Source organism: Candidatus Zixiibacteriota bacterium (assembly GCA_018820315.1).
GTDB lineage: Bacteria > Zixibacteria > MSB-5A5 > JAABVY01 > JAHJOQ01 > JAHJOQ01.
The window spans coordinates 13,723-35,797 of the sequence record JAHJOQ010000030.1 but is presented as its reverse complement, the minus strand read 5'-3'; the positions used below and the strand labels follow the sequence as shown (position 1 = coordinate 35,797).

22 protein-coding genes are annotated in these 22,075 nt (G+C 51.0%); 3 read left to right on the top strand and 19 right to left on the bottom strand.

Annotated elements, in window-relative coordinates:
* Positions 1 to 2: 2 nt before the first annotated feature.
* The 13 genes from KKH67_02860 to KKH67_02800 all read right to left on the bottom strand — a co-directional run bounded on the left by KKH67_02860 (position 3) and on the right by KKH67_02800 (position 13,042).
* Positions 3 to 1,937 carry a flagellar hook-basal body complex protein gene (locus tag KKH67_02860; protein ID MBU1318117.1) on the bottom strand — a complete coding sequence of 645 codons (1,935 nt, stop codon included), beginning with the start codon at positions 1,935 to 1,937 and terminating at the stop codon, positions 3 to 5.
* Between the two features lie 61 nt (positions 1,938 to 1,998).
* Positions 1,999 to 2,358 (bottom strand): hypothetical protein, encoded by a 360-nt coding sequence (locus KKH67_02855; GenBank protein ID MBU1318116.1) that lies wholly within the window; start codon positions 2,356 to 2,358, stop codon positions 1,999 to 2,001.
* A complete protein-coding gene (locus tag KKH67_02850; protein ID MBU1318115.1) occupies positions 2,351 to 3,055 on the bottom strand; it encodes a flagellar hook assembly protein FlgD in 705 nt (234 codons plus the stop codon). Before KKH67_02850 ends, KKH67_02855 begins: the two co-directional genes overlap by 8 nt.
* A gap of 10 nt (positions 3,056 to 3,065) precedes the next feature.
* Positions 3,066 to 4,715, bottom strand: coding sequence for a flagellar hook-length control protein FliK (locus KKH67_02845; protein ID MBU1318114.1), 1,650 nt, complete (start codon positions 4,713 to 4,715; stop codon positions 3,066 to 3,068).
* Positions 4,716 to 4,721: 6 nt separating this feature from the next.
* Positions 4,722 to 5,393 (bottom strand): hypothetical protein, encoded by a 672-nt coding sequence (locus KKH67_02840; GenBank protein ID MBU1318113.1) that lies wholly within the window; start codon positions 5,391 to 5,393, stop codon positions 4,722 to 4,724.
* A gap of 302 nt (positions 5,394 to 5,695) precedes the next feature.
* Positions 5,696 to 7,861, bottom strand: coding sequence for a 30S ribosomal protein S1 (gene rpsA / locus KKH67_02835; GenBank protein ID MBU1318112.1), 2,166 nt, complete (start codon positions 7,859 to 7,861; stop codon positions 5,696 to 5,698).
* Between the two features lie 136 nt (positions 7,862 to 7,997).
* Positions 7,998 to 8,591: a 1-acyl-sn-glycerol-3-phosphate acyltransferase gene (locus KKH67_02830; protein ID MBU1318111.1), complete on the bottom strand. Its 594-nt coding sequence runs from the start codon at positions 8,589 to 8,591 to the stop codon at positions 7,998 to 8,000.
* 26 nt (positions 8,592 to 8,617) lie between these two features.
* Positions 8,618 to 9,292 carry a (d)CMP kinase gene (gene cmk, locus KKH67_02825; protein ID MBU1318110.1) on the bottom strand — a complete coding sequence of 225 codons (675 nt, stop codon included), beginning with the start codon at positions 9,290 to 9,292 and terminating at the stop codon, positions 8,618 to 8,620.
* A 65-nt stretch (positions 9,293 to 9,357) separates the two neighbouring features.
* A complete protein-coding gene (locus KKH67_02820) occupies positions 9,358 to 10,077 on the bottom strand; it encodes an rRNA pseudouridine synthase (GenBank protein ID MBU1318109.1) in 720 nt (239 codons plus the stop codon).
* 27 nt (positions 10,078 to 10,104) lie between these two features.
* A complete protein-coding gene (gene scpB / locus KKH67_02815; GenBank protein MBU1318108.1) occupies positions 10,105 to 10,794 on the bottom strand; it encodes an SMC-Scp complex subunit ScpB in 690 nt (229 codons plus the stop codon).
* Positions 10,787 to 11,551, bottom strand: coding sequence for a segregation/condensation protein A (locus KKH67_02810; GenBank protein ID MBU1318107.1), 765 nt, complete (start codon positions 11,549 to 11,551; stop codon positions 10,787 to 10,789). The genes scpB and KKH67_02810 overlap by 8 nt, the downstream gene beginning before the upstream one ends.
* The gene (gene trpS / locus KKH67_02805; protein MBU1318106.1) at positions 11,544 to 12,524 is read right to left on the bottom strand and encodes a tryptophan--tRNA ligase; all 981 of its coding nucleotides are present in this window, start codon (positions 12,522 to 12,524) and stop codon (positions 11,544 to 11,546) included. Before trpS ends, KKH67_02810 begins: the two co-directional genes overlap by 8 nt.
* Before the next feature lie 5 nt (positions 12,525 to 12,529).
* Positions 12,530 to 13,042, bottom strand: a complete 513-nt coding sequence (locus tag KKH67_02800; GenBank protein MBU1318105.1) for an HNH endonuclease — start codon at positions 13,040 to 13,042, stop codon at positions 12,530 to 12,532.
* Between the two features lie 168 nt (positions 13,043 to 13,210).
* Between KKH67_02800 and KKH67_02795 the strand changes: the two genes are divergently transcribed.
* The 3 genes from KKH67_02795 to KKH67_02785 all read left to right on the top strand — a co-directional run bounded on the left by KKH67_02795 (position 13,211) and on the right by KKH67_02785 (position 15,415).
* Positions 13,211 to 14,128 (top strand): GNAT family N-acetyltransferase, encoded by a 918-nt coding sequence (locus tag KKH67_02795; GenBank protein MBU1318104.1) that lies wholly within the window; start codon positions 13,211 to 13,213, stop codon positions 14,126 to 14,128.
* Between the two features lie 237 nt (positions 14,129 to 14,365).
* On the top strand, positions 14,366 to 14,689 hold the full coding sequence (locus tag KKH67_02790; GenBank protein ID MBU1318103.1) for a hypothetical protein: 324 nt from the start codon (positions 14,366 to 14,368) through the stop codon (positions 14,687 to 14,689).
* A 510-nt stretch (positions 14,690 to 15,199) separates the two neighbouring features.
* Positions 15,200 to 15,415, top strand: a complete 216-nt coding sequence (locus tag KKH67_02785; GenBank protein MBU1318102.1) for a hypothetical protein — start codon at positions 15,200 to 15,202, stop codon at positions 15,413 to 15,415.
* Positions 15,416 to 15,558: 143 nt separating this feature from the next.
* On the opposite strand, the gene KKH67_02780 is transcribed toward KKH67_02785, so the two are convergent.
* The 6 genes from KKH67_02780 to KKH67_02755 form a co-directional block, all read right to left on the bottom strand.
* A complete protein-coding gene (locus KKH67_02780) occupies positions 15,559 to 15,768 on the bottom strand; it encodes a hypothetical protein (GenBank protein MBU1318101.1) in 210 nt (69 codons plus the stop codon).
* Positions 15,769 to 15,790: 22 nt separating this feature from the next.
* Entirely contained in the window at positions 15,791 to 16,900 is a 1,110-nt protein-coding gene (locus KKH67_02775) for an aminopeptidase (GenBank protein ID MBU1318100.1), read from the bottom strand.
* A gap of 37 nt (positions 16,901 to 16,937) precedes the next feature.
* On the bottom strand, positions 16,938 to 17,456 hold the full coding sequence (locus KKH67_02770) for a methylated-DNA--[protein]-cysteine S-methyltransferase (GenBank protein ID MBU1318099.1): 519 nt from the start codon (positions 17,454 to 17,456) through the stop codon (positions 16,938 to 16,940).
* Positions 17,457 to 17,467: 11 nt separating this feature from the next.
* On the bottom strand, positions 17,468 to 18,943 hold the full coding sequence (locus KKH67_02765) for a 4-hydroxyphenylacetate 3-hydroxylase (protein MBU1318098.1): 1,476 nt from the start codon (positions 18,941 to 18,943) through the stop codon (positions 17,468 to 17,470).
* Between the two features lie 178 nt (positions 18,944 to 19,121).
* Positions 19,122 to 20,183 (bottom strand): hypothetical protein, encoded by a 1,062-nt coding sequence (locus tag KKH67_02760; GenBank protein MBU1318097.1) that lies wholly within the window; start codon positions 20,181 to 20,183, stop codon positions 19,122 to 19,124.
* A gap of 139 nt (positions 20,184 to 20,322) precedes the next feature.
* Positions 20,323 to 22,068, bottom strand: a complete 1,746-nt coding sequence (locus KKH67_02755; GenBank protein MBU1318096.1) for a SpoIIE family protein phosphatase — start codon at positions 22,066 to 22,068, stop codon at positions 20,323 to 20,325.
* Between the last annotated feature and the right edge of the window lie 7 nt (positions 22,069 to 22,075).

The window sequence follows — 22,075 nt, the reverse complement described above, 5'->3', positions numbered from 1 at the left end:
CATTACCTCTTAAGGTTCACAAGTTCATCGAGCATGCTATCGGATGTCGTAATCACTCTGGCGTTCGCCTGGAATCCGCGCTGAGCAATGATCATGCCGGTGAACTCCTGAGCGAGATCGACATTCGACGCCTCGAGTGCTCCCGATGAAATAGTCGCCGGGATCGTCTCTCCGGCAACGCCAACAGCTGCCTCGCCCGAGTTAGCCGATTCCTGATACAGAGACTGGCCATTTTTTCTCAGACCCTGTTCGTTGCTGAAATCAGCAAGCACGATTTGGGCGAGAGTCCTGGTTACGCCATTCGTGAATATCCCGAGCACCTGCCCGGTAGGATCGATAGCAATCTTATTCAGGATTCCGAGTCCATATCCATCCTGGTTTATGATCGATGCAGTTGAAGTCGATGCGAACCCCGTGAGCCCATCGAATCGTCCAGCCGTACCGGCGTCAATTCTAATGTCCATAAGCGCAGCACCATTCTTCGGGTCGATACCGAGTGATGTATTGCCGCCATCATAATCGAATGAAGCAAGAGATCCATCACCATTGAAAGTGACTTCACCGCTGTCCCCATACAGAGCCTGCTCAGATCCGGCCAGCGTTGCATCCCAACTCCACTGATTCGACAGGAATGATTTGGTGAAAGTCAGCACCAGCGTGTGCTTTCCACCCTGCGAATCGTACACCGACAGTGAAGTTGAATATTCCGTATCGTCTGTGGTTATGATCGCACTGCCAGCCGCGAGAGCAGAACTCGACTCCACAGTGACATTTCCACTGCCAAGCCCGGTAATACCACTCACAAGACCTGTGGTCTCATTAATTTCGAGACCGAGTGCAAGCGGAGGCTGGGCAAGCCCATTTGAGGGCGTGAATACATCAGTTGCGGTCATCGTATGGTTGAGTCCATTGTTAACGTCGAATGTGGCGGTTGCGTCGAAGAGCGCTCCCACGATAGTCTCTCCCGCTGGAGCGGCTACCAGTGAACTCTCAACCGAAACATTCCGGTTAGCCCCTTCTCCGGCGTATGTTCTGGTGACGCGAATGTCTCCCCCATCGAGTTCGCACTCCACACCCTGGATCTTGTTAAGAGCAAGCACCAGATCATTCACTGTAGAGGTCAGCGTTAATCCAGTCAGCGGAGTTTCCGTAGCGCCGTTGTCAACGGATATGCTCGTAGTCTCAGCCAATCCTGCCGCTGTCACGCCGAGGCTCTGAAGCGTCTCCGATCCGGTCAGCACTCCACCTGTCAGAGCAGACAGGGCTGAGCTCTGGGTGGCCTGGTTACCGCTTACCGTGATTGCGTGTGAACCACCCGCACCATCGCGAGCCTGCCCGAAGACTCTATCGATATTAGTTGCCCCACCTGACTGAAGTGAAGCAGTCGAAGTGGTTGCTACCGAGTTGATATTGTTTGCAAGTTCTATGAATGAAGTCTCTTTTGCCGGGTCCTGCTGACCGAATGGAAGGCGAATATTACCGACGGTGGCCTTGGCAGGAATCACTCCGGTTGCATCCGCCAGGGTGCCCTGCACATAGAGCCCGTTGGCAGTATTGACCATGTCGCTGTTTGCATCAAATCCGAAGGATCCAGCTCTGCTGTAGAAATCCTGATTGCCATCTGAAAGGATGAAGAATCCCGCACCCTGAATAGCCAGATCTGTAATCTGACCGCTTGTCTCAAGTCCGCCCTGTGTGAAGATGTTATCGATTGAAGCAACCGTCATCCCGAGTCCACGCTGAATAGGGTTTGTACCGCCGGTGATCGCCGATGGTCTACCGGCACCGCGCAGCGTCTGGATCAACGCTTCCTGAAAGGTCGTACGACTGCGTTTGAATCCAGTCGTGTTGATATTGGCAATGTTGTTGCCGATCACGTCCATTCTAACTACGTGATTCTGAAGTCCCGATGCTCCTGAGAAAAGTGAGCTTAACATCGTCTACTCCTCGCTTTCAGGCTTCCTCAAAGAGGTCCGGCCTGGTTAGGTTATCATATCACTATACTATTATCGCACTGTCGATTTGGGTAAACACCCCTTCTTTCATGTCATTTCTGTTCATTGCTGTAATGACCGTCCGGTTCTTGACTGAAACCAGAACTGCAAGGTCATCGAGCAGCACCAGCGAGTCTTTCGCACCTTTGGCGGCAGCCTTATCAACCGCTGACTCGATCGCTTTCATCTGTTCTGCACCCAGGTCAAGCTGCCGGCGTCCAATACGGTCTGTGACATGCTTGGACAACGTGAGACCTGAATCGAGAATCTTCTTGAAGTCATCTCCGCTTCCTCGCTGCCCGGTGGGAACTCGTTTCCCCTGCACGGGAAGAGCAGAGCCGATCCTCTCGATGTTATTAACCATTCTCTTCTCCTGTCCCGACCTCGATTACGTCGCCGAGAGATATCCTTGCACCATCCATGATCAAGTATGCCTGACCTTCGATGTAGTGCACACCGGTCACTATGCCTTTCATGTATGGAGCTGCGACAATTTCTTTGCCCGCGCTGTCTACAGCCGTGACGGTGTAGGAATAGGTCCCGGCCTGTGCACGGTCTCCGCTCAACATCGTGCCGTCCCACTCGAACACCTGATCGCCTTCGCCGACTTTATCGACTGTGTGGCTCGCTACTTTCTTTCCGCTGCCGTCGAAAACATCGATCGTCACGGTCTCAGCGAACGCGCCGAGTTTGTAGTGCATTTTTGCTGACGAATCGCTGCTGATATAGACATCACTTCCATTGGCCTTGACCTCACGACCCAGAAGTGATGTTGCCATCGTGTTGTTAATGGTCTGAGACAGCAAATAATTCCAATTGAGATTCTCGGTCAGATTCTCGTTCATGTTGGACATCTGCTCAAGGCTCGAGAACTGGGCCAACTGGGAGATGAATTCCTGATCCTTCATCGGTTCAAGTGGATCCTGGTAGCGCAACTGCGCCACGAGCATTTGCAGGAATTCATCCTTGCCCAATTGAGAATTGGGCACTGTCGAAGTTGCATCGCCGGCGTACGCAGTCAGATCGGCAATATTCTGTGCAGAAAGAGATGTATCTGGCATCGGTCTTTCCTTAAGCGACAAGGTTTAGGTGGCCTGACAGGTTGGTGCTCGAAGTTACTCCTCTCGCCGGAACTTGAGCATCAGTCCGATCAAAGGAATCAAGCGAGAACATGCCCCCCTTTTGCTTTCTCGATAACGGTTCCCGCTTATGTCCATGCTGTCTGTCGGGATGATCTCTATCACTGATATTGACGGCAAAGCTTTCGACCTTTATTCCCTGCTGTTGCAGACTCTCGCGAAGGACGGGAAGATTCGACTCGACCATATGTTTCGCCGCAGCCGACTCTACGCTCAATCGCGCTGTCAATTGATCATCCACAACCGAGAGATGCACCCTCACATGACCGAGTGATTCAGGTTGTATACTGATCCTGAATGTGCTCATGTCTGCAATCTTGATTTGGGCATCTGGTAGAAGTACTTTGAAAGCTACCGGTTCTGCAGGAACGCGTCGCGCCGCATTTGTTGATCCTGAGATACTTTCCGGTAGTGCCACTTGTTGAATAGACGGCTTCGCAGCTATTTCAACTACCTGCGGAACGCCATCAGTAAATGCGATTTTGGGTAAATTCTTATCGCCGGTCTCCGGCAACATGATCGACTGCCGCGCCAACTTGTCAATGTCTAACCTGACGTCAGGCCTCGACTGCTGTTTTACTTCGGACTGATGGTTTGTATCGTGCGAGCCCATGGGGCGCTGGTCAATCGTTCTCTGATTGTCGGCTGTACTTCGTGCATCTGCAACAGACGCCGATGCTTTGTCAGCAATGCCAAGTCTCTCGGGATTAGCTGTCTTAACGCTCGTGTCGGTCTTGGTTCCAGGATTTGGGTCGTCGCTCTTACGGCTTTCACTCTCCACTAAGTCTGTCAGATACTTCCTTGCGAACTTCTGAGGTTCTGCCAGTACAATAATCTGCTTTACAGAGACTTCCGTACCATCAGTGATGTTTTCCAGGATTTGAGCCGGAATCGCCTTTTCGATTGCAGCCTTCACATCAAGTGTCGCCATTGTATAGGGATCGACATTGCTGAGCGCAAGTCGACCATCAGTCATGATGCTCAACTCTAGTATGCGGCCGGAAGTGTCAGTCGAAACCTCCACAGGAACGACCATTGTACTCTTACCAAGCTCTAACTTCAGAGAGACCGCCTGTTCTGGATAGATACTCTTCCCATCGATAACACTACCTGCATCCTGCAAGTATGATTGCAGCGTCGGCGTTACCGATTCGAGCAGATTTGCGATCTCATGATCAGCATTTGTACCTTGAGCAAGTGAAGCTTCTTTCGAACCAAGCACGAGTTCGACAGGTGTTAGCTTGAGATTTCCCTCACCCACCGGCGCCGGCTCGGAGATTATGCCGACGGCAGTGTCAGCCACTGCAGATTCGTGCATGGTCGGCAATACGTCGCTCAACAGACTCGATATCTTTCCTTCCGAGATTTCCTGCATCGTGTTTTCAGATCCGTTGGTCATAGCTCCGAACAGAAGCTGATCATCGGCGTCCACATTCGGTCCGGCAGGAAGAAAACTCGCCAGAAGCGCACCAAACCCGATTCCTTCCGGATCAGGAGCAGCCGCACCTCTGCTTCTCGGCTGAAGCACATCGCCACCCTCTGCGGGCCTCGGCTGGAGTATGTTGAGCAAGAGATCGTTCATCAGCTATCAGTAACCTTCCGCAAGGTTTATCATCTGCGATGTTATTTTTGCTGCGCGCTCGGCAGGTAGCGCCGCCAGCACCTTGGAAGCATTCTGCTTCTTCATCTTCATCACGATTGTGCCGACCTGTTCGTCAGTCATGTTCTCCATAATCGCGGACACTTCCTGGGCTTTCATTGAGTCGAACAGCTTCGCCATCTCGACAGTATTCGACTCTTCGATGCGCTTTCGCATCTCTATCAATCTCATAGTCTCGTTGTGAAGCTTCTCCACGTCGAGACGATCCATTTCAAGCTGAAGTCTCTCTTTCTCAATCTCGCGCTTTTGTCCATCGTACCATGCCATCTGCGCAACGGAATCCTCTTCCGACATACCTTCGGCGCTGTCAGCTGAATGGGACTCGGCTTCATTGTTATGATCATCATAATAGGAAGCATCGAATGCTGCGTGCTCCCGAGCAGCCACCTTCTCTTCTTGCTGAGGCTCTTCGATTTCGCGTGTTGTTCCATCCGATATCACGTTGGAATCGGAAAACACTCCCATACCTATCGAGAATCCGGCGAGTGCGAGCACAAATGCGAGTACTCCCACTGCTCCAGCCAGAAGCACCAGTCTGGACTTCTGTGGCTGAGCCGTCACAGCCTCTTTCGTTACTTCATTATCAGTCTTTTCAGCCATCACTATCGCCTTTCATGCGTACGATGATACCATTTCTCCAGCCATGCCTTCTGCAAGGGGCATGCCAACCCCGAATCAGCAGAGTAAAATCGGCTTAACTCGCAGAGATTCAATCAGGTACGAATCAAGGATTAACGTCAGGTCAATACACGGGCGAGTCAGCTTGCGGAAAATAGTTCCTTGATGACTGGGAGATATTTGCCAATTTGCGGAAACACGGAGGGGAAATTGAGGAGTGGTCTGACTTGCAACCACAAAAAAGACGGGCGACAATCGCCCGTCTTCATAAACCGCTATGCAGTTTAGCTCTGTTTGTCCAGGTCCTCCGGCTCCTCAGATGCCTCTTCCCCGGAAACCTCTGCTATCGGCTCGCTTGCCTCAGCAATAGGTTCACCCGGTTCCGGAACTCCGGCCTCCTCAGTGGACGGCTGCGATTCGACCGCAGCAGCATCCTCTGGAGACGTTTCAGCAACTTCTGAAGTCTTTGAACCTGCAGGGACTTCCTCGCCTACGGCTTCGCCAATAGTCATGCCTTTAGATTCATGTTTGGCAAGGTATTGATCGAGTTCTGTCCGCTCGCGCTGCCTGTAATAGGCATCAACCGAAAGCACGATCTTTCGACCGGGCTGATCGAACTCGACAACCTGTAGGGGAAGCTCATCATTAATCTGGAAATTGTCACTCGGCTTTTCGAGGTCTGGTCTGCCAAGCTGGTTGGTCGAGACAAAGCCCTCGACACCACCCGGCAATTCCACAATCACGCCTCTGTCAAGCAAACGGATGATCTGACCGAGAGCCTCAGCCCCGACAGCGTAGTTCTTCGAAAGCTGTGGCCACGGATCCTCCGAAAGTTGCTTGAAACCAAGCGATATTCTTCTGTTATCTTTGTCTACTCTCAGCACAACCACATCGACGACATCGCCCTTCTTCATGACCTCGGACGGATGCTGAATACGCTTGGTCCACGACATATCCGAAATATGTACGAGACCGTCGATTCCCTCCTCGAGCTCGATGAATGCGCCGAAGGTGGTCAGATTTCGAACCTTACCACTGACGCGAGCGCCCGCCGGATACTTCTCGTCGAGTGTGCGCCATGGATCCGGTTCCATCTGCTTGATGCCAAGAGATATCTTCTCGTTTTCCTTGTCGACTGATAGCACAACAGCCTCAATGCTGTCGCTAACCTGCATCAGCTTCGATGGGTGCTTGACATGCTGGGTCCAGGACATTTCCGAGATATGAATCAATCCCTCGATGCCCTTCTCCAACTCGATAAATGCACCATAGTCTGTCAGAGAGACTACCAGACCGCTGATTTTTCTACCAACCGGGTACTTCTCTTCGATGTTCTCCCACGGATAGGGAGTGAGCTGCTTCAAGCCGAGCGAGATCCGACCGGTGTCCTTCACGAAATCGAGTATCTTGACATTGATCTTGTCACCGAGTGATACCATCTCGGACGGGTGCGAAACCCTTCCCCATGACATGTCGGTGATATGAAGAAGGCCGTCGACACCGCCGAGATCGATGAATACACCGAAATCGGTAATGTTCTTGACAGTGCCTTCTCGAACTTGCCCTGCATCGATTTCTTTCAGGAGCTGCTGTCGAAGGTGCTCGCGCTCCTCTTCCAGCACAACACGGCGGGAAACGACGATGTTGCGTCGATTCTTGTTCAGCTTGATGATCTTGAGCTCCATCACTTTGCCGATGAGCTCATCGAAATTCGGGACCTGCCTCAACGCAATCTGAGATCCGGGGAGAAATGCGTCAACTCCGAAGAGGTCGACAACAATACCACCCTTGATTCGGCGCTGCAGTCTTCCCGGTACGAGATTGCCGGACTCGTGAGCATCGCGGATGTTATCCCATACTCGAAGGAAATCGGCTTTCTGCTTTGAAAGCACAAGCTGACCGTTCTGATCTTCAACCGCCTCGAGATAGACCTCAATCGAATCACCGACCGATATTTGAATCGGTTCGGGGAATTCAGACATCGATATGATGCCTTCCGATTTGAATCCAACGTCGACGATTACGTCATCACGTGTCACACCCATCACGGTTCCCTGAACGATTTCACCCTCCTTGATATCAGAGAGAGTCTCATCGTACATGGCGAGCATTTCGCTGAATTCCTCCGGCGAATACTCATCCCTGTCGAGGTCAGTGAGCTTGATGGCATCTACGGTGGCAATTTCGTCAGGCGATGCGACAGGAATACGGCTCCGTTCAGCCGCCTTCTGTGACACCCTGCGCCGACGCGATGTCTCCGCAGTAGCGATCTGCTTGGCCCGCTCGGTAACCAGTGCGTGGCCTTTCTGTTCAGCCTTACTGGTTCTTTCCTTCTTCTGACCGGCTTTCCCCTTCTTCGTCCTCAGCCGTACAGTCGGCTGGGACTCTGGGTTGGCATCACCTCCTGACTTTGCAGTTGCAGCGATCTGTCTTTCTTCTGATTCAGTCATGTCTAAAAGAATTCCTCCTTAAACAAGCATTCTGCCACAAGGGCTACAGTCTCGAAGTATAGTATAAGATTTCGCCATTGTCAAAGCTTTTCACGACGAGAAAGCACCATTTTTGACACATTCCAGCAGCGTGAATTCAGGTAGTCCTCTCAGTTAATGCCCGCTGAAGATGCCTTATTGCAGCCATCATATCATCCGTAAACTGCCTCAATTTTTCCTTCTCATTCTGTTCATTCTCGTACGTTTGTGGCAATATCGGGGCTCCGAACGATACCATGACTCGTTCACGCGAGAAAATCGTATCCTTGATTCGGTTAGAGTTCTGAATGCATGCCGGAACGACCGGCGAACCTGTTTCGAGTGACAACCTGGCAGCTCCTGTCTTCCCCTCTTTCACTTTACCATCCCTGGATCTTGTCCCCTCGGGAAAGAGAAGCAGCAGTTCACCCGCGTTGAGGATTTCGATTCCTCTAATGTAGGATTCCCTGTCAAACCTGCCCCGCTTGACCGGTATCGTGTTGAAATTCGAGATGAAGATTGGAGAATACCATTTCCCGAAAAGCTCTGATTTCGCGAAGAAAAACACCTCCCTTCGCGATCCGGAGCCGACGAGAGGTGGGTCGAAATTCGATATATGGTTACTCGCTATTATTGCGGCACCGGTGTCAGGAATGTTCTCGGAACCGCTAACCGAATATCCGAGAAAGAGATTAGCGAATACCTTTACCATAGACCGGCCAAAGCGGAAATACAGATTCACCGGCTGGCTCTCTCTCTGTAGAGTTCAATTATACGCTCGGACTGCTGCTCTATGGTCAAATCTGTTGTGTCGACGATTACTGAATCGGGAGTGCATGTCAGTGGGCTTGCGCTCCGTGAAGAATCGTATTTATCACGACGCTTGATGTCTTCAATCTGCTCTTCGAGAGCAGTTCCTTTGCCTAGCTTCTCAAAATCCTTCACACGCCTTTTTGCGCGCTCTTCCACATCTGCAGCAAGATAAATCTTCAGGAATGCGTGTGGGAATACTACTGAAGTAGTGTCTCTTCCTTCCACAACAAGATCCGCAGATGCGCCATACTGTTGCTGCTGCTGTACAAGGATTCTCCTCACGGCGGGATGAGCCGATACCTCGGACACGGACGCCGTAACTTCCGCAGATCTGATCTCTACGGTGATGTCCTCTCCGTTGGCAAGAGTCAACTGAATGCCGTCGCGTATCGAAAACCTGATGACCGTGCATTTCGCCAACTCTGCGAGGCTCTCCTCGTCTGACAATGCTATCCGCTGCCTGAGCGCAAGATATGTAATACTCCTGTACATCGCACCTGTATCAAGATACACAAAACCGAGACGCGCAGCTACAATCCGCGCAGTTGTCGATTTGCCGGACCCTGCGGGTCCATCAATGGCGATGACTTTGTGACTCACTCACACTCCAACAAGTTTGGTTAGGGATATACAATAAGTATGGGAATAGAAAAGGCAAGGATAATTCAGGCTAGAGAGACTTTCTTCTGAAGCTTCTCCACTTCTTTGCGGCTCAGGAATCTCCAGGTTCCGACCTTCATGCCTTTGCATGTAAGATCGGCGAACTTGACACGTGTGAGTTGATGAACAGGAAAACCGAGCATTCTGCACATTCGCCTGATTTCCCGCTTCTTGCCTTCAGTGAGTTCAAGGACCAGCGTCGAGAACTTACTCTGCGCAGTTACGAGTTTACCCCTGGCTGTCGCTACGAAATCGTCCTCCAGTTTAATGCCCTCCTCGAACCTGGCAACCAACTCAAGCGGAAACTCGCCTTTGACAGTCACGTGGTATTCCTTCTTCACCTGATACTTGGGATGTGTCAGTCTGTAAGCAAGCTCGCCATCGTTCGTCAGTAGCAGAACGCCCTCAGTATCCAGATCGAGTCTCCCGACAGGATAGACTCTCTGTCCAACGTTCTTGATAAGGCTTGTCACAGTTTTGCGACCAAACTCGTCCTTGAGCGAAGTCACATATCCATTTGGCTTATTGAGCACAATATAGACTGATTCAGGCGGCAGATTTACGGATTTTCCGTCAACTTCCACCTGATCCCTGTCCGGATCGATAAGGACACCAAGCTCAGTGACGGTTTTCCCGTTAAGATTAATTCGCCCCTGCTCGATCATGCGATCAGCCACTCGCCTTGATGCTACGCCACATTTCGATAGATACTTGTTTAGTCTCATATTATAGAGCCGATCGACATGATTCTCCTATTCAATTACGTCGGTTTCCAGCGCGATTTCCTGACCCATGATTCCAGTTTTCTCATCTTCCTCATTATCAATGGGATACAGAGCAGCTTCGCGCTGATCATCATCGCCGCCGTTGTCGAGGTTCAACTCCACCTGACTTTTAACCATCGAGGTTTCCTCCGGCAAAGCGAGTTCATCGAGTCGAGGGAGCTCTTCAAGGGACTTCAGGCCGAAATACTCAAGAAATTGCTTTGTAGTGCCGTAGAGCAGCGGGCGTCCTACTTTGTGGGATCGACCGACAATCGCGGTCAGCTTCCTCTCTAACAGCGATGAGATTACTCCGTCAGAGTTGACACCGCGGACATGCTCAACATCGGCTCTTGTTACCGGCTGTTTGTAGGCGACAACTGCGAGAGTTTCAAGCGCCGCCTGAGAGAGGCGCCTCTCCTTCTGCTTACTCAGGAATTTCTCGACCGCACGTGTGTAAGTCGGCATCAGATACATCTGATACCCCTCAGCAATTTCGCGTATCCGAAACGAACGACCTGCATCGGCATAATTATCGTTCAGCGCCTGAATGAGGTCGGGAAGTTCTTTTCTTACGGATCTCCCTAGAAACTGAGAGATGCGATTAGGAGTTTGCGGGCTCTCAGAAGCAAACAGCAATGCTTCCAGCATAACCAGCCGCTCGTCAAACGTATCAGTCATCTGAGGCCTCCCGTCGGTAAACTCTAATCTCGCCAAACCTCGTCACCTGCCGCGCCCAGATCCTGTTCTGCTTAACCAGTTCCAGGACTGCAATAAATGTGGCGATGATCATCAGCTTGAACGGCTTGTCAGTGAACAGCTTCTCAAACTCGATCCCATCCTCCCGCGCAAGCAAGGACAGAATCCGCTCCACGCACTCTTCGACCTTAACATCCTCACTGACGACATCGTGGCGCTCTTCGCGGGCGAATTCATCCATGACTTTCTTGAATGCGGCAAGGAGATCGAAAACCGTCGCTTCAAACACAAACTCTTCAGTCGGACTCTTGTCAACGATGCTGAAATCTACACGCTTGAGAATATCGCGTTCTTTTGTCTCGTGAGTTTTAAGTATGCCGGATGCTTCCCTGAATTTCTTATACTCGAGCAGCGCCAATATCAGCTCTTCGCGCGGATCCTCTTCAAACTCGTCCTTCTGCCTTGGAAGAAGCAGCCTTGCCTTGATCCTGATAAGCGTCGCTGCCATGATGATGAATTCACCGGCAACGTCGAGATCGAGCATTCGCATCAAGTCAATGTATTCGAGATACTGACGGGTGATCTTGGCAATCGGGATATCGTAGATGTCGATCTCGTCCTTGTGAATCAGATACATCAAGAGATCGAGTGGCCCCTCGAACTTTTCGAGCCTGACAGAGTATGTGGTCGATTCCTCACCGGAAATCGGATCTATTGCGAACAAATCTTCTCTATTCATATATCAACCGCATTGCAGAGCGAACCATTTCCATTGTTTCAGCGGCTCTCAATCTCGCACGAGAAGCGCCATCACTGAGAACATCCCATACAACATCAGGATGGCTCTCGAGTTCAGCACGCTTGGCACGCACCGGAGCCAGTGCAGAATTTATTGATTCGATCAAGTGCTTCTTATCCGCGACACACCCCAACTCGCCGGATCGGCATGTCTCGGCAATCTTATCGAGCCCGTCAGTCGTATATATCTTGTGGAGCGAGTAAACAGGGCAACGCTCCGGATGCCCCGGATCACCCATTCTCAGCTTCTCCGGATCGGTGAACATCGTAGATATCTTCTTCGCCGTCTCCTCGGGGGTGTCAGCAAGGCAAATATCATTCTCATATGACTTGCTCATCTTGCGGCCGTCAGTGCCGGGAACTTCTGCGAACTTAGTCAGCTTCGCCTGTGGTTCAGGAAAGACGTCACCGTAAAGCGCATGAAATTTCCTCGCAACTTCTCTGGTCAGCTCGATATGCGGCAGCTGGTCTTTGCCCACCGGCACAAAATCCGCCCTATAGAGAAGGATATCCGCAGATTGCAACAACGGATAACCGAGAAAGCCGTACGAGTCGAGGCCGAGGCTCTGTGACTTCTCTTTGTACGATGGCACGCGCTCGAGCCACGGTATCGGAATTATCATCGAGAAAAGCAGATGAAGTTCGGCGTGCTCCTTCACCTGTGATTGGATGAAGATTGCGCACTTCTTCCCGTCAAGCCCCGAAGCGAGGTAATCGACGGCCATATCAAATATATTGTCCTTCATTCCCGAGGTATCATCGAAATCGGATGTGAGTGCATGCCAGTCAACGATACAGCAGTACATGTCATATTCATCCTGCAAGCCGACCCAGTTCTTGAGAGCACCTTCATAGTTACCCAGATGGAGTCTGCCGGTAGGCTGCATTCCCGAAAGCACAACTTTTCTTGCCATCAGTGTCAGTTCTCCCCAAGAAATAGATACGGTCTCCAGCGGCGATCCGTAACTCCGATAAAGCGTTGAATAAACATTATGTGATTGGGACGGCGCGGTCTCTTAAGCAATTTCATACCGGCCTGCTCCGGCGTTCTGTTGCCTTTGCTATTGTTGCACTTCATACAGGCAGCAACCAGATTCTCCCAGGTATCAGTGCCGCCGTATCGCTTCGGTATTATGTGATCGACCGTCATCGAACCCTCTCGCGATCCACAATACATGCACTGCCCACCGTCACGTTTTATGATGTTCTTTCGTGTAAGTATGATCTGCTTCTTGGGAACTCGCGCGTAGGCACCGAGACGGACGATGGAAGGTACTGATATACTAGTACTTACCGATCTGATCCGCGCTCCGTCGTGTTTTTCGATCATCTCCGCCTTCCCAAGAAAGAGCATCAGCACCGCCCGCCTGACCGTACACACGGAAAGTGGCTCATAATTCTGGTTCAGAACCAGTACATTTCTGCTCAGCATGCCGATCATATATGCGACTCCACAAGCAAATTACATCGAATTAACGGCAGCATCCTCGAATAGTCAAACAAAATCTTGGCCACTATTGATGCGGGTGGCCGCTCAAACCGCAGCAAAATGAGCCTTTTTGCTTGACATTCGATTCGCGCGAGTACATCCTAGTTCGCTATGAATCGAATATCGATCCGAAAGCTCAAGGACGAAGAGCTGAAGCAGGCATACCGGCTGGTAATGAATTCCTTCAACGCTTTAAGAAGGAAGAATAACCTGAATCCGATGAAGTATAGAGCCACTCGGCCCGATCCATTTCTGCTGCATCTTAAGCGGACTGATCCTGATGGATGTATCGGTGCGTTTGATGGCGACAGAATGGTTGGCTATGCTTCAGCTATAATCCGCGATTACCAGTGGTATCTTGCCTTTCTGTTCGTGGCACCCGGCAAGTGGAACAAGGGAGTCGGACGCAAGCTGCTGACAAGGTCACTCAAGATCGCGGACACAGAGAGCATTCGTCTGTTCTCTCTATGCACATTCAGCTATAATCCTGCCGCCGTCGCGCTCTATTCGTCATTTGGGATGACACCTATGGAGCCGATTCCTGTCTTCATGTGGCCGCGCGATAGCAAGGTCAAACTCAAAGTCAATAAACCTGCGGCAAAGCTTACAACCAGAATCATCACTGACTATGAAGAGCTCGGGTTCATTAACAAACTTGATGTGAAGAACAGAGGGCTCGCGCGTCCGGAGGATCACAAATTCGCACTCGATAAGCCGGACACGGAAGTTGTGATGTTCTATGATGGTCGCAGGCCGGTCGGCTATTCTGTCCTTCAGCCCGAAGGTCCTATCGCTCCAATCTCGGCACGCGAACCGCAATATCTCGCTGACATGGTGAATTGGTCGATCAGGCGTCAGCTTGATCGAGAGACAAAAGTGATTTTGATATTCTGCCCCGGGTCAAATGCAAAGATGGTGCAGCATCTTCTCAAGATTGGGATGCAAATTCGTGAAATCAATCTTCTGATGTCGAACAAGCGCTTCGGCGACCTCGAATGCTACCTCCCCGCAAATCTCGCAATATTCTAGCGTAGGTCAGGACCCTTGTGGTCCTGACATTTCACACATTACGCTCGCAATGTCCGCGGCCCGCATTTGGCTTGACATAGCACAGCGAACGTGGTATGATTGGTTAGATATTGAAATGTGTGATTGACAACAGGGGTAAACGGGGTTGGTAACGTGACTAAGCCACAGCAAGCTGTGGGGCACCCGTCCAAGGGCTATGCCGCCCCTGTCCCGATGAATGTAAACTGGAGAGCGACTATGGAAGAAAGTAGCTGGATTCGTTCAGAACAGACTAATCGGCTGTATCGACTGAAAAACGGAAGCGAGTGGAGAGTGGTAAACGAATATCAGCGAGTGCCATGCCCGCTCTGCGAAGAGATGTTTTACTGCCGACTTACGCGGATTTTCGGACGACAATCCAATCCCAACGAGTGCCACACAAACTATGACGCGCAACTTGAGAACCTCAAAGCAAAGCCGATCACCTACGAGGCTGAAGAACCCGTCAAGGAAGCCAATCGGGAAGGGACGTGGGTGCTGATATGCGACGGTGATTCTCTTGGAGAAGAGGTGGCCGAATAGCTCGTGCGCTGCTTAACTGACAGCGCCGGAAAGGAGTGTAAATGTGGATGTCAAGGAGAGCGTCTTTGGATTCGCTACTTGCCTAATCTTAGCATGTTTGTGCACGTGCACGACGAGCACGTACACGCGAGATCTGCAATTATGTCTAACGGCATACTCGCAAATGCAGCCGGGCACGACAACAGAAGATCAGTTCCGGAACTGGGTCAGCGAGGCTTCCATTTACCTAGACACCATAGCCAAGAAAGAGGTAATCATCCGCCGATGCGGGTGGGTGGTTACTGAAGAGTCGAAGACAGAGTACGGCACAATACGTTACTACTGGGTAATTCACCCTGTCTCCACTTCGGAAGCTAACTTAGGGGAGCGCAGCACGATACTTTACTATGCATCCTTTAAGAATGGAGTCTTGTACTCGCTTAGAACGCCTTGACACAGCGCAATGAACGTGGTATGATTGGTGTGATATTGAAGAACATGACCAATGACGGGGGCTGATGGAGTTACAAAATGGGAAAGGCAATCTGCCACCGCTCTCAGGCGTGGCTGAACAAGCATCCAGAGTCTGACAATGCGGTTGTATACAATGGAGTAGCCAATATTCTTTATGTCGAAGGTCGAAAAGTCGTAAACATATTTGCTCCCGCAGAAGGAATAGCCATCCAGAAGACAATCGCTGTCGTTTCACTCGTGGATTTCTCACGTGTCGAATTAGTCGGAGATTAGGCAAAGCCACGTAGGGTGGAACATGTTCCACCATCCTGCGGCTTGCAATGATAAACTAAACTCGCAATCGAGGAACGGTAAACATAATACTTCGCCGCGAATCACAGATGGTCGTCAGATGAATCGGTGGAACACGTTCCACCCTACTTGGCTTTTCTATCTCTGTGACGAATAGCCAGTACAATAATGATCGAAATAGGTCCAAGTAGCGCGACCATAAATGTCCCGCAGCCCAGATCGCTCGTGTCACCATATTGCATCTTCACGCCCTTGGAATCATACCAGCCAATCCACTGAATCAGCATTGCTATGAGGCCGCAGAGCAGCCAGACTATGATCACGACATCAATCACGTTCGTCCTTCACAATACGTTCTTACCACTCGTGAGTCAGGAACTTGCCGTCTTTATAGAATATCTCGCCGTCTCCGTGAATCTCGCCGCCTTCGCGGAGATCGCAGACCATATCCCAATGCAGCGCCGACTTGTTGACTCCACCCGATTCCGGCAGCGATGCACCCACTGCGAGATGGCACGTTCCGCCGATCTTCTCGTCAAAGAGCGTGTTCCGAGTGAATTGCTTGATCTGATAATTCGTGCCGATAGCTATCTCGCCGACGTACTTTGCGCCTTCATCCATGTTGAGCATCTCTTCGAGGAAATCGTAGTTCTTGTCAGCAGTGAAATCTACGACTTTGCCGTCTTTGAAAGTGAGCGCGACATTCTGCACTTCACGACCGGCATAGCAGGCGGGGAACGAGTAGTGAATTTTGCCGTTGACGCTGTTTTCGATTGGGCCGGTGAAAATCTCACCATCCGGGAAATTCTCTTTGCCATCGCAATTGATCCACTTGCGGCCACCTGCGTTGAATGTCAATTCCGTATCTTTGCCCACGATCTTGAACTCGCTCTTTGTGTCAAGAAACTCGCAGATTTCAGCCTGCTTGCGAGAGACCTCTTTCCAATGCGATACCGGGTCTTTCAAATCGAGCGCGCCCGCACCATAGACGAATTCCTCGTATTCAGATAACGACATCTCGGCATCCTGAGCGGCTGAGAGCAGCGGGAATCCGGTTCCACACCAGCGCATTTCCCCTTTCGAGGTGCGCTCGAGGATTTTCTCGAATAGCGGTTTTCTGGCAGACTGAGCCATGGCCTGCCTCTTGGGATCGGTGTTGCTCAGGAACTTGGTGTTCTCATAGCCGAACACAGCCATAAGTGCATCCATGTGCTCCGCTTCGTATTTCTGCGTCTCGGAAACGAACTTCAACTGCTCATCGGACGCGTTTTTGAGAAAAATCTCAGCAAGATCATCGACAACAGCCGTGTAGAACGGATTTGCACCGACCTCGACAGCCTTCTTATAAAACGCCTTAATAAAAGGCATCGCACCTACCGTGCCCTGAATTTTGACCCAGTCACCTTTCTTCAACTCCAGCGAATAGTTGACCATGACTTCAGCCAGTTTTTCCACGCGAGGATCCATCCCTACTTCCTTTCAAATATACTCAGAGTGGTTATTTCTATATACTAACGCCTTCCAGTTTCAGTAGAAAGCGCTTATGGTCTTCACCCCCTCCGTATCCACCCAGCGAACCGTCTCCGGCTATCACTCGATGACACGGGATCACAATGGCGATCGGATTTCGCGCGCATGCGGTCCCAGCCGCCCGTGCTGCTCTCGGATTGCCCGCTTCGGCTGCTAGCTCTCCGTAGGAGACTGTGCGGCCATACTGCACCCTGGCAAGGGCGAGCAGCGCCTTACGTTGAAAACCTTCGGCAATGAGATCAAGTTTGAAATCGAACTTCTTTCTCTTGCCAGCGAAGTATTCCTTGAGCGCGTCAGTGATTACTCTGTTCGCAGAACGACTCTTGATCGGGACCGCTGTCGGGAAGTTCTCTTCGAACCATGTATACAGGCCGGGCTCCGGATCTCTTCCGAAGGCTATCCTGCAAAGCCCCTTCGATGTTGATGCAACGATCAGCTGTCCGACGGGCGAACTCATTTCAGATATAGCAATTTCGATTTCTCCAGATACCATAATTTCCCCGGCTACTTCTTCGGTTTCTTCCCCGGATCGGGAATATCTTCTTCTATCTTTGCCAGGCGCTTCACCATTTCAACAGACTTCTCGGTGTTGTAGAACATTCTTACGAACATCTTCGCACCATCCGGCGATCCTCCACCATGCATGCATCCCGGCACTCCCGCGCCGATTGTCGACCACTCTACCATACGTGCAGCTTTCGCGCGGGATTCAGCCGATTTCGCCGCTTTCAGATATTTCCTGACGAGGTGACCATAGTTCGGATCGTTGAAATCCACCGCCGATGGCATGCAGCCGGTCTCGCCGATTCCGCCGGCAATATCCTGCGCGAGACGCGAAGTCTCATACGGCAGTGTTGCAACATGCACTTTGTTCACATTGGCGAGGAGCGGATCGGGCTGCCATGCTCCCGATGGATGTTTCCTTCCGAGTGCTGCGGCAGCAATGCCGACTGAGTATGTCGTCTCGTTGTTTATGATCATGTTCGTCACTTTGTCGGAGAACACTCTATCGGAAAGGCCACCAGCTCTCGATGTCAATAGTGCGGAACCGATCTTGATATCCCCCTGCCCCGCTACGCATCCGCCTATCGCCGATCTGTACGGCAGGATGAAATTCACAACGGTCGGCCCCGTGTATCTGGCCTCCCCGCACATGAAGACCCGCTCGTTAGGAACGAACACATCTTCGAAAAACAGGTAAGCTTGTGTGATTCCACCGCCATCTATCGGCGCATCGAATCCTGCTTCCTCCTCAACCTCTCGTCCATCGCTAATATGCCTCGCCTCGACAATCGTCAGGCCCTCGATATCGCGCGGAATGACGAAAGATATCGCATAGTCTTTATCTTCATCTCTATATGCCGAGCCGGGCAGAATGAAGACCTCGTTGGCCGCTGCTATGCCACATATCATTACCTTCGCGCCGCGCACGACGATTCCATCTTCGCGCTTATCGACAATGCGCAGGTTCATGTCGGGATCTTCCTGCTCGTGCGGTTTCTTCGTGCGATCACCCTTCGGATCGGTTAGCGCGCCGGAGATCGTAATATCGCGCTTCTGAGCGTCATTCAGCCATGTGAGGAGCCTATCATGATAGCCCGTGCCAAGATCATTGTCCATGTCAAATGTCGATATGTACATTGCATTCAAGGCGGTCCAACCGGCACAGCGCCCGCCGGTGCATGTCCCCGTGGTGTGGAACATAAGTCTCTTCATCATCGAGTTGGCGATTTGCTCCTCTGGGGATTTTATGATCGAGAGATATCGCGAGATCGGTTCATCGATCAGGTCGGACTGCACGGTTACCATGTGTTTCATATCCGGATCATGCTGCAGTTTGTAAATCTGAGCATGTCCTTCTACAGTTCTCTTTGTAGCTGGATGCGTTGTGACATCATTGATCAGCTCACCGAACTTGTGCACATTTGGACGCATTTTCCTCAGCGAATCCTTATACTCGTCATATGTCTTGAGGGCCATGGTTCCTCCTTATAAGCCACACATATTACAATGATCAAAAGTAACAAAAATGGGCGGATGCCACAAGCCGAATTGCCTTCTGCGAATCGAATTGAGTGCAATTCAGTCACATATTACATGGGACAGCAAAAAAGGCCGCACACATGACATGTGCGGCCATAACTCGACAGGATATAACTTAGAATTGTATGTCGAACGGCTCGGTAGCGTAGTGCGGGTATGGAGAGTTCCCGACAGGGCTGTTCTTGATGCCGGCCGAACAATTAAGCCGCTCCCCAAGGACAAACGGTATGTCGTCGCTGTGACCCGTATTCATCTTACGCCTGATCTCGAGTGTCCATCGGTTTGCGAGGTCATCGTATGCACCTTTGGCGACAACTTCCCACAAGCTCTCATCCGGATTATTGGGAGGAGAACCTTCGACTACGTATCCGGGCACAGTTGCGAGATACGGCCAAAATACCGCCTCACCCTGCGGGCCCTTGAATCCGCCCTTAAACTCGACCGAATCTGCTCGATAAAGAAACTCTCCGGTGTAGAAAAGAGAATCGCGGTGCATTGCAACTGGATCGCGAACGGAGTCAGGGTCTACTATATTCCATCCCCAGATCGGATCAGTCAACACGGTGAGATCGAATCCGACGATATCGCCAGCGAGAAAATGCATATCGTCAAGAACAGATGATGGATCGGTTTGTCCCGATCTCCAAATCCATGCATCAACCATTCCCGTGCCGCTATTGCGCATAGAATCCACGGTAGTCGTAGAATCACCGGAAGGTACTTCAACTGTATGACACATCTGGGCGCAATCCCCGCCAACATCGCCGTTCCTTCCATCGTCGAGCACCATGAAAAAGAAATCCTGACCGCCGGTCATGACATGTCCACCGGTCGAGTCTGTAAAGAGCCAATGATCAGGCTCGACATCCCGTGTGGGATCTTCCCAGGATACAAGCATGTAGAAAAACGCCGAATCGGTGGCAGCCTTCATATCGATTACGGTAGGGCTCCCGATTGAGCTCTTCGCGACAATCTGGAATTTCTTGGCCCTGTCCCATGTAGCGTCAGGCACGCCATCAATGGTTATTGCGTCGGAAGATGGCACGTGAGCCACGACCATCGTACCACCCAACTCAATAATAATGGGCTCCAGCGGATCATCGCCGCAGGATAGTGCTAATATTAGAAGACCAAATGCGATCATAATCGTCAATTTCCCATAATGCTTTGCGAACATGTCTTTCTCCTGTTAAATCAAACACAATCCTGCGAATTGTACGGGACAAGGTACAGGCAGTTCCCCGTTTTGTCAACCCCGTTAAGCCATCGATTGCAGCTTCGTATAATCAGTTCCTCGATGATAACAAACGCTTTGACTACAATGCCTTGACTACGATGAGGGTCAAATCATCCGGCACAAAGTCATCAGCAGAGAATTCGTTCACAGAGTCTATTATCAGCTGCACGAGCTCCTCCGCAGACTTCTCACGGTTATCCACCAGGTTATCGACAATCCGTTTTTCACCGTACTGCTCCCCGTCTGCGGCAGTAGCCTCGCTGACACCATCAGTGAAAAGGACAATTAGATCGCCCGACCCGACATATACGGGCCGCTCCTCATATACACGGTCATCGAGGATTCCGAGCGCCAGACCACCTTCCACAAGCTCCTCAGACGTGCCGTCCTTTCTCAGAAGTATCGGCGGATTATGACCTGCGTTCGAGAAAGTCAGAATCCTGTTCTTGCAGTCGAGAACTCCATAGACTGCCGTAACAAAGCTTCCGCCGTCCATGCTCTCATGCAGCAAGCGATTCACTTTCTGCAGTATGGTTCGTATTGCATAGTTATTTCGTATCTCAGCGATGAGTGACGCCCTGAATGCTGCCATTATCAGAGCTGCCGGCATGCCTTTACCGGATACATCGGCGATGGCAATTCCTATCTGATTGTCAACAATCTGGATAAAATCATAGTAATCGCCGCCGACCTTCTGCGAAGGAATGTTCCTTCCGGCAATATCAAACCCTTTGACCGTAGGATTCTTGCGCGGCAAGAACGTCTGCTGGATCATTCTCGCAACATTCAACTGCTCTTCAAACTGCCGGTTGAACATGATTTGCCTGTACATTCGCGCTCGCTCGATTGACACTGCAGCCTGCGAGGCGAAGACTGTCAGGAAATCAAGATCTTCCTGGGAGTATGGGTCCACCAGGTCCGATTCGACATTGAATGCGCCTATTATCTTATCATCCGCCTTTATCGGCACAACGAGTTCTGACCGTGTCTCCGGTCGCGCCTCTATGTAGCGATTATCCTTCAGCGTGTCTGGAACGTAAACACCGACTCCGTGTTCGACAACCCAACCGACCAGACCTTCACCGAGCTTCGTTCCAAGACGATGCATGCTGTCATTTTGATCGAATCCTCTCCAAACGCGCGGCTCTAGTCGGTTCGTCTCTTTCTTCACGAGAAAGATCCCGATCGCGTCATAATCGACGACTTTCTTAAGAGCGATCATCATGTTCTCAAGCACTTCATCAAGTTCAATTGATGATGACAGCATCTGTGTTGAGTCCAGCAGGAGCTTATTCTGGAGTGATTTCCGATGCATCTGTTCATACAACTCGGCGTTGTCCCATGCGATCACAAACAAATCCGATAAAGCTGCGAGTACCTCGAAAACATGCCGGCTCAATCCGGACTGATCCTGAGGATCGTACAAATCCACGAAACCTAAATGCGAGTCCCTGCTGCGCAGGGTGAGCCGCAGACGAGTCGAGACATCAACCTCAAACTGATCGCGAATAACAGCCCGCAGACGATCATCTTCGGGAACTGTGACGAATTCAGCGAACGAACCCGCATCTCCCGGTTGCGGCAGATAATCGGCAGGCAGCTCAAGACGGCGTTTCATTCGATCAGCGGACGCGTAGAATTCATTGTGGGCCGGATCGAGACCCGTCAGCAACAGTGTAGCTGCGCGACATGATGAAATACCGCGTGATTCCTCAAGGACAATGTCCACCAGCTCGCCCTTATTGAGCGTGCGATTCATTATCTTCGCAGTCTGCGCGAACAGCTTCAGGGAATCGATTAATGTATCATTCGAGTTTTTGCTCATGAGTTAT

What these genes read in the sequence shown, in the direction of transcription:
- KKH67_02860 (MBU1318117.1), bottom strand. Translation starts at nt 1,937, where the DNA reads ATGTTAAGCTCACTTTTCTCAGGAGCATCGGGACTTCAGAATCACGTA.
- KKH67_02855 (MBU1318116.1), bottom strand. Translation starts at nt 2,358, where the DNA reads ATGGTTAATAACATCGAGAGGATCGGCTCTGCTCTTCCCGTGCAGGGG.
- KKH67_02850 (MBU1318115.1), bottom strand. Translation starts at nt 3,055, where the DNA reads ATGCCAGATACATCTCTTTCTGCACAGAATATTGCCGATCTGACTGCG.
- KKH67_02845 (MBU1318114.1), bottom strand. Translation starts at nt 4,715, where the DNA reads ATGAACGATCTCTTGCTCAACATACTCCAGCCGAGGCCCGCAGAGGGT.
- KKH67_02840 (MBU1318113.1), bottom strand. Translation starts at nt 5,393, where the DNA reads ATGGCTGAAAAGACTGATAATGAAGTAACGAAAGAGGCTGTGACGGCT.
- rpsA (MBU1318112.1), bottom strand. Translation starts at nt 7,861, where the DNA reads ATGACTGAATCAGAAGAAAGACAGATCGCTGCAACTGCAAAGTCAGGA.
- KKH67_02830 (MBU1318111.1), bottom strand. Translation starts at nt 8,591, where the DNA reads ATGGTAAAGGTATTCGCTAATCTCTTTCTCGGATATTCGGTTAGCGGT.
- KKH67_02820 (MBU1318109.1), bottom strand. Translation starts at nt 10,077, where the DNA reads ATGAGACTAAACAAGTATCTATCGAAATGTGGCGTAGCATCAAGGCGA.
- scpB (MBU1318108.1), bottom strand. Translation starts at nt 10,794, where the DNA reads ATGACTGATACGTTTGACGAGCGGCTGGTTATGCTGGAAGCATTGCTG.
- KKH67_02810 (MBU1318107.1), bottom strand. Translation starts at nt 11,551, where the DNA reads ATGAATAGAGAAGATTTGTTCGCAATAGATCCGATTTCCGGTGAGGAA.
- trpS (MBU1318106.1), bottom strand. Translation starts at nt 12,524, where the DNA reads ATGGCAAGAAAAGTTGTGCTTTCGGGAATGCAGCCTACCGGCAGACTC.
- KKH67_02800 (MBU1318105.1), bottom strand. Translation starts at nt 13,042, where the DNA reads ATGCTGAGCAGAAATGTACTGGTTCTGAACCAGAATTATGAGCCACTT.
- KKH67_02795 (MBU1318104.1), top strand. Translation starts at nt 13,211, where the DNA reads ATGAATCGAATATCGATCCGAAAGCTCAAGGACGAAGAGCTGAAGCAG.
- KKH67_02790 (MBU1318103.1), top strand. Translation starts at nt 14,366, where the DNA reads ATGGAAGAAAGTAGCTGGATTCGTTCAGAACAGACTAATCGGCTGTAT.
- KKH67_02785 (MBU1318102.1), top strand. Translation starts at nt 15,200, where the DNA reads ATGGGAAAGGCAATCTGCCACCGCTCTCAGGCGTGGCTGAACAAGCAT.
- KKH67_02775 (MBU1318100.1), bottom strand. Translation starts at nt 16,900, where the DNA reads ATGGATCCTCGCGTGGAAAAACTGGCTGAAGTCATGGTCAACTATTCG.
- KKH67_02770 (MBU1318099.1), bottom strand. Translation starts at nt 17,456, where the DNA reads ATGGTATCTGGAGAAATCGAAATTGCTATATCTGAAATGAGTTCGCCC.
- KKH67_02765 (MBU1318098.1), bottom strand. Translation starts at nt 18,943, where the DNA reads ATGGCCCTCAAGACATATGACGAGTATAAGGATTCGCTGAGGAAAATG.
- KKH67_02760 (MBU1318097.1), bottom strand. Translation starts at nt 20,183, where the DNA reads ATGTTCGCAAAGCATTATGGGAAATTGACGATTATGATCGCATTTGGT.
- KKH67_02755 (MBU1318096.1), bottom strand. Translation starts at nt 22,068, where the DNA reads ATGAGCAAAAACTCGAATGATACATTAATCGATTCCCTGAAGCTGTTC.